Raw genomic sequence first — 14687 nt, 5'->3', positions numbered from 1 at the left:
TCTCATAAAGCAAAAAACCCGCCAAAAGTGCGGGACGAGGCAGAGAAGAGCAGGTTCATGAGAGCCCGGAACAAACAGCCGGTCCGGTGGGGGCTTGTGGCGTTGGCCGCCCTCTGGATGATGGTCATAGTCCCCCTAAGCGCCGCGGCGGCCCCCTACGCCGCCTTCGTGATGGATGCCCGTTCGGGCGAAGTGCTGCATGCCCGCAACGCGGACACGCGGCTTCACCCGGCCTCCCTCACCAAGATGATGACCCTCTACATCGTGTTCGAGGCCGTCGAGAACGGCGAGATCGGGCTCGACGACCAGGTCAAGATATCCAGCCATGCCGCCAGCGAGCCGCCCAGCAAGCTGGGCCTGCGCGCCGGGCAGAACATCCGCCTGCGCTACCTGATCCGCGCGGCCGCGGTGAAGTCGGCCAATGACGCGGCCACCGCGCTCGGCGAGGCGATCGAGGGGTCCGAGGCGCGCTTCGCGGCGCGGATGAACCGCACCGCCAAGGCGCTCGGCATGACAAACACCACCTTCAAGAACGCCCACGGGCTGACCGAATCCGGGCACCAGTCGACCGCCCGCGACATGACGATCCTCGGGCGGCACCTGTTCTACGACTACCCGGAGTACTACAACCTGTTCTCGCGGATCACCGCGGATGCCGGCGTGCGCAAGGTCTACCACACCAACCGCAAGCTGCTGAGCAGCTACCGGGGCGCCGACGGCATCAAGACGGGCTATACCCGCGCCGCCGGCTTCAACCTGACCGCCAGCGCCGAGCGGGACGGCAAGCGCATCATCGCCACCGTCTACGGCGGCCGCTCGACCGCCTCGCGCAATGCCAAGGTGGCTGAACTGCTCGACCTCGGGTTCGCCCGGTCGAAGACCCGGGTGGCCGTGAACAAGCCCTCCAAGCCCCCCTACATGGGCAAGATCAATGGCGACGACACGCCGGGTGGCGTCGGCAAGGTGGTCCGCCTCGCCAGCGCCGCGGCGGTGAAAAGCAGCCTGCGGCCGGTGCTTCGCCCCGTGAAGGAACCGGTGCCCGTGCTGGTCGCCGACAAGGCGGATATCGAGAACGCGATCCTCGCGGCGCAGGAGGTGGCGCTGGACGACCCCGAGCGCAACACCGCCGAGGCCGAGGAGGCCGAACTGGTGCCTGAGGCCGATGTGCTGACAGCCGCGCTCGACGTGAACCCCGACATCACGCCGGAACTGCGCCCCGAAAGCATCGTCCTCGCCTCGCGCGAGATCGGCGCGCCCAAGGGCGACCCCGAGCAGGAGATCGTCGAGCGCGTCTCGACCTCCGGCGGGCGGCACTGGGGCATCACCGTGGGCCGCTATCCGAGCCAGTACAAGGCGCGCAAGGTATTGCTGCAGATCGCGCTGAACGAGATGTCCACGCTCGACGGCAGCCTGCGCAAGGTGCTCAAGCGCAGCAGCGGCTACGACGCCAATTTCATGGGCATGACCCGCGAGACGGCCGAACTGGCCTGCCGCCGGCTTCAGGCCAAGAAGATCACCTGTTTCATGATCGAACCGACGGGATAACCCTCCGTCGGTCGCGCCGGTCCCCCATACGAAGGGCCGGGTGACGACCACACCTCCCCTAACCGGGATGTGCACCTCCCGGACGCGGCCCCCACCGCCGCGTCCGGGAACTTTGCTTATCCCCCCGGCGTTCTATCTCTTAGCTGTATGCCGCTGGGAGGTTGCCATGCCGACACGTTTTCCGCTTTTTCTCATCTTCACCATCGCCGCATCCGGCCAGGTCGCCGCCGCCGACACGACGAGCATGTGCCTCGACCAGAGCGGCACGGAAGACACCCAGTGCCAATGCGCGACCGACACCCTGGCCGAGAAGATCGGCGAGGAAGACGCCGACATCTACAACGCGGTCGGCGTGCTCTACCTCGACGGAAAGGCCAACGGTCAGGAAGAGGAGGCCGCGTGGGACGCGGCGATCGAAACGGTCGCGGGCCAGAACGATACCGACCAGGCCGACCTGCTCGAGCGGATGAACGCCGCGCGCGAGGCGCATGACGAGGCGATCACCTCCTGCAAGTGACCCGTGGCCCTACCCCTTGTGCGACAGGATGTTGACCAGCTTCCCCGCCGGGTCGCGCAGGTAGAACCGCCGTACACCCCACGGCTCGTCGGTCAGGTCATAGGCGATATCGCACCCCATGCCCCGCGCCCTTGCATGGATGGCGTCCACATCCTCCACCTCGATCGAGATATCCGGCACCGGCGTCCCCGACCCGCCCTCCGACATGATGCTCACCTGCGTCAGCGCATTCTCGCCCGAGGCCAGCGTCGCGATCCAGCCCATGTCCATCGCCGTCTCCAGCCCCAGCAGCTCGGCATAGAACGCGCGCACCTCCGCCACCCGCTCCGTGGCGATGTTGGCGACGATCCGCTTGACGGTCATGGCCTTCCCCTACTGCTTCGGCTTGTCGTCATACTCGTCCGACAGGATGCGCCGGGCGTCGCCTTCGGGGTCGTCATACTGGTTGGTCTTCACCGTCCACACGAAAAAGGCCAGCCCCAGCCCGCCCATGATCAGCGAGATCGGAATGAGATAGGCGAGAATGGTCATGGCTACCTCAGGCGCAATGCGTTCAGGGAAACGGTAATCGACGAGACCGACATGGCCAAGGCCGCGATCAAGGGCGAGCAGAGCCCCGCCACCGCCAGTGGCACCGCGACGATGTTGTAGACCGTGGCGATGCGGAAGTTCTCCCTAATCCGCCGGGTCGCGGAAATCGCCGTGCCACAGGCCGCCGGGATGGGCGAAAGGTCACGACCCAACAGCACGATGTCGCTGGCCACCCGCGCGGCATCCAGTGCCGAGGCGGGCGATATCGACACATGCGCTGCCGCCAGCGCCGCGGTGTCGTTGAGCCCGTCGCCCACCATCAGAACCTTGCGGCCCTCTTCGGTCAACGCCCGCACCCGCGCGGCCTTGTCCGCCGGAAGCGCCTCGGCCATCCAGCGTTCGATGCCCAGCCTCTGCGCCAACGATTCGACCGCCGCGGTGGTGTCGCCCGATATCAGGTAAACCTGCTTGCCCGCCGCCTGCAGCTCCGCCACGGCTGCCTCTGCCCCGGCGCGCAGCCGGTCGGCAAAGACGAAACACACCGGCGCGGCATCGCCTCGCCGAAGGAAGGTCGCCGTCACCGCGAGCCCCTCTGCCCCGGTCCAGCTTGCCCGGCCCAGCCGCACCTCCTGCCCGTCGACCGTGGCCCGCGTGCCGTAGCCCGGCACCTCGGCTATCGCGCTCACATGCGCCGGCGCATAGCCCCCGGCCCGCGCCGCCCGCGTGATCGCCTGCGCAAGCGGGTGCGACGAGCCCTGTGCCAGCGCCAGCGCAAGCTCCACATCCGCCCGTTTCAGGTCGGCCATATTGGTCAGCTCCGGCGTCCCCTCCGTCAGCGTCCCGGTCTTGTCGAACACCACCGCGTCGACCTCGGCCAGCCGCTCCAGCGCCGTCTCGTGCTTGATCAGCATGCCGCGCCGGAACAAACGCCCGCTTGCCGCCGTGGTCACCGCCGGCACGGCCAGCCCCAGCGCACAGGGGCAGGTGATGATCAGCACCGCCGCCGCGATGTTGATCGCCGTGCGCACGTCCAATGTGTAGAGGTACCAGCCGAGGAAGGCGAAGGCCGACAGGATATGCACCCCCGGCGCGTAGAGCTTCGCCGCCTTGTCGGCCAGCGACGTATAACGCGACCGCCCCGACTCGGCGATGGCCACAAGGTCCGCCATCCGGTGCAGCGAGGTATCGCCACCCACCGCCGTCGCCCGCACCGTCAGCGGCCCGGTCAGGTTCACCTCCCCCGCCGACACGGCCTGCCCCGTGTCCGCGAACACCGGCACCGTCTCGCCCGTCAGCAGGGACCGGTCGATCTCCGACGTGCCTTCGACAATCTCGCCATCGACCGGCATCCGCCCGCCGGGGCGCACCAGCACCATGTCTCCCACGGCGAGCTCGGCCACCGCCACCGTCTGCTCGGCCCCGTCACTCAACCGCACCGCACGCGGCACCTCCAGCGCCGTCAGCTCCTCGGCCGCCGAGCGCGCAATCGCCCGCGTCCGATGATCGAGATACCGCCCCGCCAGCAAAAAGAACGTCAGCGCCACCGCCGCGTCGAAATAGGCGTGCTCCCCTGACAGCGACGTCTCCCACAGCGATGTCACCACCGCCAACAGGATCGCCAGCGTGATCGGCACGTCCATGTTGAGCTGCCAATTCTTCAGCGCAGCCCAGGCATTGGCAAAGAACGGCTGGGCCGCGAACGCAATCGTCGGAAGGGCGATCGCGGCCGAGATCCAGTGGAACATGTCCCGCGTCGCATCCTCCGCCCCCGACCAGACCGACACCGACAGCAGCATCACGTTCATCGAGGCGAATCCCGAAACCGCCAGCCGCATCAAGAGGTTGCGCCCGACCCGGTCATTGGCCGTGGCGTTCAGCGTGCCGGGGTCCAGCTCGTGTGCCTCGTAACCCAGCCCCTCGACCAGCGCCTGCATCTCCTGCGCGGTCACGTCCTCGTCGGCCGCGATGCTGGCCCGTTTCAGCGTCAGGTTCACCCGCGCCGAATGGACCCGCGGATCGGCGTTCAGCGCCTTCTCGATCTTGGTGATACAGGCCGAACAATGGATCGTCGGCAGGCTCAGCGCGATCTGCGCCTCGTCTGCCCCCGCCCGGGCGAGCGCCTCGGCGGCGGGCGCGGCCGAACAGGCCGGACAGGCCGAGGCGGAGGGGCGCATCGTGGCGGTCATGGTGCCACCCGTCCCGGCCCCCGCGCCGGGCCCTCCCCGCCAGCCGCAAGGCCCCGGGTCATGCCCGGAGCGCGTATTACCAGCATTGCCGATATTCCAGTCATCCCCGTCAGTCCTTGATCAGCACGACGCGCTGTTGAAACGGCGTGCCGTCGCCGGCAATCGCCTCCATCCGTATATTCCAGTTGCCGCCACCCAGTTCGACCGGCGCCACATAGGCGTTGCCGTCGAACCGGAATTCCGGCGTCACGTCCTGCGCCACGCTCGTGGCCCGGCCCACCGTCGCATCCAGCTTGGCCACGCGCACCGGCGCGCCGGTCTCGTCGGTGATCGACAGGGTCAGGACACCCTCGTGGTGGTGCGCCCCGATCGTCCAGCCCAGCGCCTCCTGCGCCGCCTTGCGATCGTCGAACGTCTGGCTGGCGATGTAGGAGTTCTTCACCTCCAGCCCCGGAAAGGTCCGAACCGCCGACACCGCCAGCAGGATGTTCACCCCGATGATCACGCCGAAGGCCATGACGAAGCCGATCAGCACGTGTTTCCCCGTGATCTGTCTTTCAGCCATCACTGGTTCGCCTTTCCGTTGAAGATGGTGTCCTTGTAGACCCGGTCGCCGTTGATCTCGTCCTCGACCCACAGGCGCACGTCGCTGCGCTCGGCCTGGGCCGCCTCCGATCCGGCGGGCGCGATCAGGTAGACACGCTGAAGCCGCTGGGCGTTCGCGCCCACGTCCACCGTTGTATCCTCCGTCCCTTCAAGCTCCAGCCGGATCGGCTCCTCCCCCCGCACCGAAAGGGTGAATGGCCGCGTTTCGCCATGCTTGTTGCGCAGCCGCACCTCGTAGGTATTCCGCACCGAACCGTCCGACAGCATCACGAAGGTCGGGTTGCGCACCGGCGCCACGGTCATATCGATTTCGGCCCGGATGAACAGCGCGAACAGAAGCCCCACGCCCACCAGCGACCACAGCGACGTGTAAAGGATCGTGCGCGGCCGCAGGATGTGCTTGATCACCGGCTTGGGCGGCTGACCCTCGCGCTCGCGCTGCTCGTCGGTCAGCGCCATGTAGTCGATCAGCCCGCGCGGCTTGCCGATCTTGGCCATGATGTCGTCGCAGGCGTCGATGCACAGCGCGCAGGTGATGCATTCCATCTGCTGCCCGTCGCGAATGTCGATCCCCATCGGGCAGACATTCACGCAGGCCATGCAGTCGATGCAGTCGCCCTGCGGCTCGCCCGCCTTCACCGCCTCGGAATGCTTGCGCGGCTCGCCCCGCCATTCGCGGTAGCCCACGGTCAGCGTGTCCTCGTCCATCATCGCCGCCTGGATGCGCGGCCACGGGCAGGCGTAGATACAGATCTGCTCCCGCGCGAAGCCGCCGAAGAAGAAGGTGGTGCCGGTCAGGATGGCGATGGTCGTATAGGCGATCGGATGCGCCTGAAGCGTGAACAGATCGACCAGCAGCGTCGGCGCGTCGGTGAAATAGAACACCCAGGCCCCGCCGGTCGCCACCGCGATCAGCAGCCACACCGCCCACTTGGTCAGCCGCAGCCGCACCTTGCGCCCGTCCAGCTTCTTCTGCCGATGCAGGCGCAGGCGGGCGTTGCGGTCGCCCTCGATCCAGCGTTCGACAAGGATGAAAAGGTCGGTCCACACCGTCTGCGGGCAGGCATAGCCGCACCACACCCGGCCCAGTGCCGAGGTGAACAGGAAAAGCCCCAGCCCCGCCATCACCAGCAGGCCGGCCACGAAATAGAACTCGTGCGGCCAGATCTCGATCCAGAAGAAAAAGAACCGCCGATGCGCCAGATCGACCAGGACCGCCTGGTCGGGCAGTTCCGGCCCGCGATCCCAGCGAATCCACGGGGTCAGGTAATAGATGCCCAGGGTGACGATCATGATCACCCATTTCAGGTTGCGGAACTTGCCGTAGACCCGTTTGGGAAAGATCGGCTCGCGCGCGGCATAAAGGCTGGGCGGTGCGCTCGGCTGGGAGTCTGCCAAGGGGAATCACTCCACTGGTTGTGGCGGGTTTTCCACTCTTCTCCCAGACCGGCCGGGGCCGGGCTTTGACCTGCATCAATTTCTGACTCTGAAAGTGATCAATTCCCGCCCACGGCACCCCGCCCGGCTACACCTCCGCCAGCGCCACCGCCTCCTTGCCCTGCCGCCTCAGCCACTGAACGAACGCCTTCGCCGGCGGGCGCAGGATGCCGGGGCGGGTCACGACGTGATAGCCCGTTTCGCCCGCATCCCGGAACAGGATGCGAAGGCGCCCGGTCCGCACGTCCTCCTCGACCGACGACATCGCGGTGCAGATCACCCCCTGCCCGGCCCTTGCACCTTCCAGCATCAGGTTGCCGGGCACATGGGTCAGGCTTTTCACGCACCCCTCCGTCACCCCGTGCGAGCGCAGCCAGTCCATCGATTCGTTGGTGCCCAGCTCCTGCAGCCACGGAAACCGCAAGAGGTCCGCCGGCTCAACCACGTCGCATTCCCCCACCAGCGACGGCGCTGCGGTGATGACGATATCCGCCGGCACCAGCATCTCGGCCTCCAGCCCCGGCCAGTTACCGTCGCCGAACCGCAGGCAAAGGTCGATCCCGCCCGGCGCCGGGTCACTGATCTCGGCAGTGGGATGCACCATCAGGTCGACGCCCGGATGCAGGGTCTGGAAATCCAGCAGCCGGGGCATCAGCCAGGTGCTCGCGAAAAGCTGGGTCGTGGAAATCTGCAGCGGCCGCGCTGCATCGGCCCCGGTCAGCAGCTGGACGGTGCGATGGATCGTGCCGAACCCCTCGGTCAGCGCCTCGGCCAGCTGCGCGCCCTCCGGTGTCAGTTCCAGCCGCCGGCCCGACCGGTCGACCAGCGACAGGCCCAGATGCGTCTCGAGCGTACGGATCTGCTGGCTGACGGCGGCGTGGCTCACGTTCAGCCGCTCGCCCGCCTTCGTCACCGACCGGCTTTCCGCCAGGGCAGCAAAGGCGCGCAGCGCCGAAAGGGGCGGCAGGGCGATCCAGTCAATCATGTAATCCCACCTTACATAAACCAATTTTTCCTGAGTCGCATCATGACCCGGATTACCCCATATTCCAAGGCATGCAGCAGACTAAAGAAAGGAAACGCCATGTTCCATATCTTCGCAAATACTTTCAGAACTGCCACCCGTAATGAACCCCGCGATCACTGGAGCGCCCCGTCGCACTGGATCCGCGGCGAACGCTTCGACAACCGCCGCAACGCCGAGATCGAGGCCCATCTCGCCGGCCGCCGCTTCTGATGGACACGCTCCTGTTCCACCCCGGCCTCGCCGCTCGCGAACGCCAGACCCAGCGCTGGCCGTGGCGCGGGCGGCGTCGGCCGCACCGCCTTCGCTGATCCCGAATAGGGGCGCGCGCCCCGCACGCCCCGGTCTCTCCCCTGACTGGCCCGTGGCCCCGGCATCATCGCCGCGCCACGGGCTTTTTTTGACCGTACCGAAAGGCCCCTCATGGAATGGCACCTGACCCACACCGCCGACACCCCCGCCGGCACCGTCGCCTGGGGCAGCGCCGGCGACGGCCCGCCGCTGGTGCTCGCGCATGGCTGGCCGTGGTCGTCCGTCTCGTGGCACCGGATCATCCCCGCCCTCGCCCGCAGCCATACCGTCTACTGGTACGACATGCCGGGCTATGGCCGCTCCGAAAAGCGCCCCGACCAGCCCACCGGCCTCGACATACAGGGCGAGATCTTCGCCCACATGCTGACCCACTGGAACCTCGACCGTCCACGCGTGGTGGCACATGATTTCGGTGGCGCGACCACGCTGCGCGCGCATCTCCTCCACGGGGCGGAATTCGACCGCCTGGTTCTTATGAACGTGGTGGCGATGCGGCCCTGGGGGTCGGCGTTCTTCGACCATGTCGGCCGCCATGTCGACGCCTTCACCGCCCTGCCCCCGCATATCCACGAGGCCATCGTCCGCGCCTATATCGGCGGCGCGCTGGTCACGGCCCTGCCCCCCGAGGATACCGAGGCGCTGGTCGCCCCGTGGCTCGACGAGGCCGGGCGCACCAGCTTCTACCGGCAGTTCGCCCAGGCCGACGAAATCTTCACCGCCGAGGTCGAGCCGATGTTCGGTGATGTCCGCTGTCCGGTGCAAATCCTCTGGGGCGAGGCCGATCCGTGGATCCCGCTCGCCCGCGGCCGCGCCCTGCACGGGCTGATGCCCGGGGCCGGGTTCACGACCCTGCCCGGCATCGGCCACCTGCCCCAGCTCGAAGCGCCCGAGGCCGTGCTGCAAGCGCTCACCGGGTATCTCGACCCCTGAAACGGCACAGGCCCGGCCACCGGCCGGACTTCCGTTCACCTCGATCTCTGGTAAAAAGGCACCGACCGTTCCAGGAAACGCGCGAACAGGACGGAACGGCCGGTGCCAGGGCTCGCGGGCAGCACTCACTCCGCCCGCGAGTTTCTCGTCTGCGGCCTACTCGCCGCCGCCCAACTGGTGGACATAGGTCGTGACGGCGCGGATCTCGGCCTCGGAGAGGCGCTGGTTCCACGGCGGCATCACGCCGAACCGGCTGTAGGTCACGGTGTCGTGCAGGGTGTCGTAATCCCCGCCATACAGCCAGATCGCGTCGGTCAGGTTCGGCGCTCCCTGCGTCCGGTCGCCGGTGCCGTCGTCGCCGTGGCAGGCCGCACAATTGTCGACGAACACCTGCTCCCCGGCCGTGGCAGCCTCGGCATTGCGTGGCTCCTGGCCCGACAGGGCCATGACATAGTTGACCACCTGGCCGATCTCTTCCTTTTCGAGGAGCTCGCCAAAGGCGGGCATCTGCGAATACCGCGCGTCGGGGTCTTCCTCGTTGCGGATCCCGTGGGTGACGGTCGTGTGGATCTCCTCCATCGTGCCGCCCCAGAGCCATGCATCGTCCTGCAGGTTGGGATAGCCCTTGGCCCCGGCGGCGCCCGATCCGTGGCACTGCGCGCACCACGTGCGGAACACGGCGGCCCCGGCCGAGGTGGCATAGCCCTGCAACTCGTCATCGCCCTGGATCGCCGCCAGCTCGACCGAGGCCAGCTTCTCGTTGATCCCGGCATTGGCCGCCTCAGCCGCGGCAATCTCCTCGGCCACGTTGGCGCGGGTCGACCAGCCCATGTAGCCGGCGGTGGCCTCCTTGATACCGGGCCATGCCGGGTAGGCGACAGAGTACCAGATGCCCCAGATGATGGTGAGGTAGAACACCCACACCCACCAGCGCGGCAGCGGGTTGTTGAACTCGCGGATGCCGTCCCACTCGTGACCGGTGGTTTCCGGATCGTTGTCCTGGATTTGCGGTTCTTTTGCCATTGTCCTCACGCCTCCTTGGCGCTCTCCGCGCTGTCGGGCGCGGGCTTGTCTTCATGCCGGAAGGGAATGCTGGCCGTGTCGCTGTAGGTCTTCGAGGCGCCGGGCCGGAACACCCAGACAACGACCCCCATGAAGAAGAGGAACAGGAACAGAAGCATCCAGCTGTCGGCGAACTCGCGGAGCAGGGAATAGGTTTCCATGATATCCTCCCTTACCGGCTGGCCACGGGCGTGAAGGTCGAGAAGTCGACCAGCGTGCCCAGCATCTGCAGATAGGCGATCAGCGCGTCGGCCTCGGATATGCCGGCCGCCCCGTCGAAGTTGCGCACGTTGACCGTCTCGCCATAGCGCTCCATCAGCCCGTCGATGTCACCGAAAGGATCGGTCTGCGCCACGAAATCCGCCTGCGCGTTCTCGATCATCTCCTCGGTATAGGGCACGCCCACCATCGCGTTCGTAGCCAGCACGTCGCCGATATGCTCACCCTCGATCAGCCGATCCTCGAGATAGCCGTACTTGGGCATCACCGATTCCGGCACCACGGCCTGCGGGTCGCGCAGGTGGTCGACATGCCACTCGTCCGAGTACCGGCCGCCGACGCGGGCAAGGTCGGGCCCCGTCCGCTTCGAGCCCCACTGGAACGGGTGGTCATACTGGCTTTCCGCGGCAAGGCTGTAATGGCCATAGCGCTCCACCTCGTCCCGCATCGGCCGGATCATCTGGCTGTGGCACACGTAGCACCCTTCGCGGATGTAGATGTTGCGCCCGGCCATCTCGAGCGGGGTATAGGGGCGCATGCCCTCCACATCCTCGATCGTGTTCTCAAGCCAGAACAGCGGGGCGATCTGGACGATCCCGCCGATCGACACCACGATCAGCGACAGCACCGCCAGCAGCGTGACGTTCCGTTCGAGGATCTGGTGACGGTCGAGGAAGGTCTTCTTCTTCGGCCGGTCGCCGACACCCGTGGCCGAGGCCGGCATAGGGGGTTTCTTGTTGGTTTCGTTTGCCATTGTCCGGCCCTCCTTATTCAGCCGGGACCGCGGAACTTGCAGCCGCTTGGGTGGCCGGGCTCCGCCGAATGGTCATGTAAAGGTTGTAGCACATGATGATTGCGCCGCTGATGTAGAGCACCCCTCCCAGGCCACGCACCACGTACATGGGGAACTTGGCGGCCACGGTGTCGGCGAACGAGTTCACGAGGAAACCGTTGGCATCGACTTCGCGCCACATCAGGCCCTCCATGATGCCCGTCACCCACATGGCGGCGGCGTAGAGGATGATCCCGATCGTCGCGAGCCAGAAGTGCCAGCTCACCATGCTCAGGCTGTAAAGCCGCTCCTTGTTCCACAGCTTGGGCACAAGGAAGTAGAGCGCGCCGAAGGTGATCATGCCGTTCCAGCCAAGCGCGCCGGAATGCACGTGCCCGATCGTCCAGTCGGTATAGTGCGACAGCGAGTTGACGGCGCGGATCGACATCATCGGCCCCTCGAAGGTCGACATCCCGTAGAAGCCGATCGAGATCACCATCATCCGGATCACCGGGTCGGTGCGCAGCTTGTCCCACGCGCCCGACAGCGTCATCAGGCCGTTGATCATGCCACCCCAGGACGGCATCCACAGGATGACCGAGAACACCATGCCCAGCGTCGAGGCCCAGTCGGGCAGCGCGGTATAGTGCAGGTGGTGCGGGCCGGCCCAGATATAGATGAAGATCAGCGCCCAGAAGTGGACGATCGACAGCTTGTAGCTGAAGACCGGCCGCTCGGCCTGTTTCGGCACGAAATAGTACATCATGCCCAGGAAGCCGGCGGTCAGGAAGAAGCCCACGGCGTTATGACCGTACCACCACTGCGTCATCGCATCCTGCACGCCCGAGAAGACCTGCACCGATTTCGACCCGAAGATCGACACCGGGATGCTCAGGTTGTTGACGATATGCAGCATCGCCACGGTCAGGATGAACGACAGGTAGAACCAGTTCGCCACGTAGATATGCGGCTCTTTCCGCTTCATCAGCGTACCGGCGAAGACCAGCAGGTAGGCGACCCAGACGACGGTCAGCCACCAGTCGACATACCATTCCGGCTCGGCATATTCCTTGCCCTGCGTCGCGCCCAGCAGGTAGCCCACCGCGGCCAGCACGATGACAAGCTGGTAGCCCCAGAACACGAACCACGCCAGGTTACCGCCCCAAAGCCGCGCCGCGCTGGTGCGCTGGACCACGTAGAAGGACGTGCAGATCAGGGCGTTGCCGCCAAAGGCGAAGATCACCGCGCTGGTATGCAGCGGCCGCAGCCGGCCGAAGTTGAGCAATCCCTGCGACCACTCGAAGTTCAGCTGCGGAAAGGCCAGCTGAAAGGCGATGAACGTCCCCACCAGGAAACCGACGACCCCCCAGAGCGCCGTCGCGATCACGCCATAGCGGATCACCTCGTCCATGTATTCCCCGGACAGGTCCCGCCGGATCACCGGTTCGTCGGTGTTTCGCAGCACCCATATGAACAGCCCCCCGGCGGCCAGCGCCACGGTCAGCGCATTGACCAGATAGGCCAGATCGCGCGCAAAGTTCGCCGCCATCAATGCCAGAAGCACGATGACGCCAAGCGCGATCAGCTTGATGTAGTTCGCCATAACTCTACGTCCCTTCGTCCTCGTCTGCGGGGAAATGGAATCACCGCGCAGGCGCGTTGTACTGGTGCCGTAATGCTGCGCCCGCCGATTACCCGCCTTGATCTACATCAATGAAACCTGCCCCGCCGACATTCGCCCCAAACGTCCGGCCCATTTGACACGCATCAAGGCAGGGCCGCCCGGTCCGCCCTAGCATCGGATCAGGAAAGCTCTGTGAAGGAGAGGTGATATGTCCTACAACTGCCTGTTTTCCGTCCTGACGGATACCGCGCTGGTCGACGAAACCCTCGACCACGCCATCGCCATGGCGGCCGCGCATGACGCGCATCTCGACCTGCTCTGCCTCGGCGTCGACCGCAGCCAGACCGGCTATTACTACGCCGGCGCCAGCGCCGTCGTGCTGCAGGACACCATCACCCGTGCCCAGGAGGAAGCCGAGGAAATCGACGCCCGGGTGCGCCAGCGGCTTGGCCGCGAGGGCGTCCTCTGGGCCAGCGAGAAGGGCGTCTGCCAGCTTGCCGATCTCGCCCGCCACGTGGCCACCCGGGCCCGGTTCTCGGACCTTGCGATCCTGCCGCAACCCTACGGCGAAGGTCGCGGCGCCGAGCTCGAGCCGGCCACCGAATCGGTGCTCTTCGACGGTCGCACGCCGGCGCTGGTCGTGCCGCCTTCGGCCGCGCCCGTCGCCACGCCCCGGCGGATCGTCGTGGCCTGGAACGAAAGCGCCGAGGCGCTGGCGGCGGTGCGCGCCGCGATGCCGCTCCTGGCGGCGGCCGAAGACGTCAACCTCGCCATCATCGATCCGCCCACCCACGGGCCGACCCGCTCGGACCCCGGCGGCATGCTGTCGCAATACCTGTCCCGCCACGGCGTGAAGGTCGAGATCGACGTGCTGTCGAAGACCCTGCCCAAGGTCTCGGACATCCTCGTCCGCCACGCCACCGACATGGATGCCGACCTGATGGTGATGGGGGCCTACGGCCATTCCCGCTTCCGCGAGGCGATCTTCGGCGGCGCCACCCGCTCGATGCTGGAAGAGGCCACGCTACCGGTGCTGATGGCCCACTGACGCAACACATCCCGCCCCAATCCCCGGGGCGGGCGCCACGTTCAACCCTGTTCGGATCAACCCGGTCGCGGCCCGGTTCAGGCCAGCAATCCGCCATCGCTGTCGTCGCCCGCCTCTTCCATCAGGCGGTTGAAGTCCGGCACCGTCACGTGCCGCTTGCCTTCCAGCACGATCACCCCGTCCTTGCGCAGCGCCGAGATCTGCCGGCTCACCGTCTCCAGCGTCAGCCCGAGGTAATCGGCCATCGCCTCCCGCGTCAGCGGCAGGTCGAACACCATCGGCCCCGACGTCTTGCCGACCGTCAGCGAGGCATTGCGCCGCGCGATGATCGCCAAAAGCGAGGCGATCTTCTCCCGCGCCGTCTTGCGGCCCAGCACCAGCATCCACTCCCGCGCCGCGTCCAGCTCGTCGAGCGTCATCTCCAGCAACCGCTGGGCGATGTGCGGCGTCACCGCCATCATCTCCTCGAACGGCTTCCGGCGGAAACAGCACATCACCATGTCGGTGGTCGCGACCACGTCATAAGCCGCTGTCTCGCGCCCCGGCCGCCCGACGAAATCGCTCGGCAGCAACAGGCCAACCATCTGCGTGCGCCCGTCCTCCATCGCCTGCGTCAGCGTGGCGATGCCGGTGACGACCGAGCCCACGAAATCCATCTTGTCCCCGGCCCAGATCACCGTCTGGCCGGCCTCGAAGCTGCGGTAATACTTGATCCGGTCGAGCTGCTCCAGCTCATCCGCCTCGCAGCGCGCACAGACCGCCCGATGCCTGATCGGGCAATCCCCGCACTCCCGCGGGACAGCTTTCAAGGTTTCATTCAGCATGGGTGCTCACACGCGCCAGAAGGTTGATCTGCGTCAAAGATCGTCTCGTT

At 66.6% G+C, this 14687-nt stretch carries 16 protein-coding genes; 5 read left to right on the top strand and 11 right to left on the bottom strand.

Annotated elements, in window-relative coordinates:
* Positions 1-57 precede the first annotated feature (57 nt).
* Positions 58-1545 carry a D-alanyl-D-alanine carboxypeptidase family protein gene (locus tag ACO07J_RS15215; protein ID WP_422030460.1) on the top strand — a complete coding sequence of 496 codons (1488 nt, stop codon included), beginning with the start codon at positions 58-60 and terminating at the stop codon, positions 1543-1545.
* Between the two features lie 166 nt (positions 1546-1711).
* Positions 1712-2062, top strand: coding sequence for a hypothetical protein (locus ACO07J_RS15210; RefSeq protein WP_422030458.1), 351 nt, complete (start codon positions 1712-1714; stop codon positions 2060-2062).
* Between the two features lie 9 nt (positions 2063-2071).
* On the opposite strand, the gene ACO07J_RS15205 is transcribed toward ACO07J_RS15210, so the two are convergent.
* The 6 genes from ACO07J_RS15205 to ACO07J_RS15180 all read right to left on the bottom strand — a co-directional run bounded on the left by ACO07J_RS15205 (position 2072) and on the right by ACO07J_RS15180 (position 7807).
* Positions 2072-2425 carry a VOC family protein gene (locus ACO07J_RS15205; protein WP_422030456.1) on the bottom strand — a complete coding sequence of 118 codons (354 nt, stop codon included), beginning with the start codon at positions 2423-2425 and terminating at the stop codon, positions 2072-2074.
* Positions 2426-2434: 9 nt separating this feature from the next.
* A complete protein-coding gene (gene ccoS, locus ACO07J_RS15200; protein WP_422030454.1) occupies positions 2435-2593 on the bottom strand; it encodes a cbb3-type cytochrome oxidase assembly protein in 159 nt (52 codons plus the stop codon).
* Between the two features lie 2 nt (positions 2594-2595).
* Positions 2596-4779 carry a heavy metal translocating P-type ATPase gene (locus ACO07J_RS15195; RefSeq protein WP_422030452.1) on the bottom strand — a complete coding sequence of 728 codons (2184 nt, stop codon included), beginning with the start codon at positions 4777-4779 and terminating at the stop codon, positions 2596-2598.
* 109 nt (positions 4780-4888) lie between these two features.
* Positions 4889-5344, bottom strand: coding sequence for a FixH family protein (locus ACO07J_RS15190; RefSeq protein ID WP_422030450.1), 456 nt, complete (start codon positions 5342-5344; stop codon positions 4889-4891).
* A complete protein-coding gene (gene ccoG / locus ACO07J_RS15185; protein ID WP_422030448.1) occupies positions 5344-6783 on the bottom strand; it encodes a cytochrome c oxidase accessory protein CcoG in 1440 nt (479 codons plus the stop codon). The genes ACO07J_RS15190 and ccoG overlap by 1 nt, the downstream gene beginning before the upstream one ends.
* Positions 6784-6910: 127 nt before the next feature.
* Positions 6911-7807, bottom strand: a complete 897-nt coding sequence (locus tag ACO07J_RS15180) for a LysR family transcriptional regulator (protein WP_422030446.1) — start codon at positions 7805-7807, stop codon at positions 6911-6913.
* A gap of 99 nt (positions 7808-7906) precedes the next feature.
* Between ACO07J_RS15180 and ACO07J_RS15175 the strand changes: the two genes are divergently transcribed.
* Together ACO07J_RS15175 and ACO07J_RS15170 are read left to right on the top strand one after the other, a co-directional pair.
* The gene (locus tag ACO07J_RS15175; protein ID WP_422030444.1) at positions 7907-8059 is read left to right on the top strand and encodes a hypothetical protein; all 153 of its coding nucleotides are present in this window, start codon (positions 7907-7909) and stop codon (positions 8057-8059) included.
* A 210-nt stretch (positions 8060-8269) separates the two neighbouring features.
* Positions 8270-9088 carry an alpha/beta fold hydrolase gene (locus ACO07J_RS15170; protein ID WP_422030442.1) on the top strand — a complete coding sequence of 273 codons (819 nt, stop codon included), beginning with the start codon at positions 8270-8272 and terminating at the stop codon, positions 9086-9088.
* Between the two features lie 156 nt (positions 9089-9244).
* Here the strand turns inward: ACO07J_RS15170 and ccoP are convergent, their stop codons facing one another.
* From ccoP to ccoN, 4 genes are read right to left on the bottom strand one after another with little or no spacing between them, the layout of a single operon-like run.
* Positions 9245-10111 (bottom strand): cytochrome-c oxidase, cbb3-type subunit III, encoded by an 867-nt coding sequence (gene ccoP / locus ACO07J_RS15165; RefSeq protein WP_422030440.1) that lies wholly within the window; start codon positions 10109-10111, stop codon positions 9245-9247.
* Between the two features lie 5 nt (positions 10112-10116).
* Positions 10117-10311, bottom strand: a complete 195-nt coding sequence (locus tag ACO07J_RS15160; RefSeq protein WP_422030438.1) for a cbb3-type cytochrome c oxidase subunit 3 — start codon at positions 10309-10311, stop codon at positions 10117-10119.
* A gap of 11 nt (positions 10312-10322) precedes the next feature.
* On the bottom strand, positions 10323-11093 hold the full coding sequence (gene ccoO, locus ACO07J_RS15155; RefSeq protein ID WP_422030897.1) for a cytochrome-c oxidase, cbb3-type subunit II: 771 nt from the start codon (positions 11091-11093) through the stop codon (positions 10323-10325).
* A gap of 43 nt (positions 11094-11136) precedes the next feature.
* On the bottom strand, positions 11137-12744 hold the full coding sequence (gene ccoN / locus ACO07J_RS15150; protein ID WP_422030436.1) for a cytochrome-c oxidase, cbb3-type subunit I: 1608 nt from the start codon (positions 12742-12744) through the stop codon (positions 11137-11139).
* A 229-nt stretch (positions 12745-12973) separates the two neighbouring features.
* Between ccoN and ACO07J_RS15145 the strand changes: the two genes are divergently transcribed.
* Entirely contained in the window at positions 12974-13813 is an 840-nt protein-coding gene (locus ACO07J_RS15145; protein WP_422030434.1) for a universal stress protein, read from the top strand.
* 77 nt (positions 13814-13890) lie between these two features.
* On the opposite strand, the gene fnrL is transcribed toward ACO07J_RS15145, so the two are convergent.
* Positions 13891-14637 (bottom strand): transcriptional regulator FnrL, encoded by a 747-nt coding sequence (gene fnrL / locus ACO07J_RS15140; protein ID WP_422030432.1) that lies wholly within the window; start codon positions 14635-14637, stop codon positions 13891-13893.
* Positions 14638-14687: the final 50 nt, after the last annotated feature.

Origin of the sequence: Roseovarius sp. (assembly GCF_965228755.1) — a bacterium.
Taxonomy (GTDB): Bacteria; Pseudomonadota; Alphaproteobacteria; order Rhodobacterales; family Rhodobacteraceae; genus Roseovarius.
Note: the sequence above shows the minus strand (reverse complement) of the source record. Positions and strands in the feature narration are given on the sequence as shown.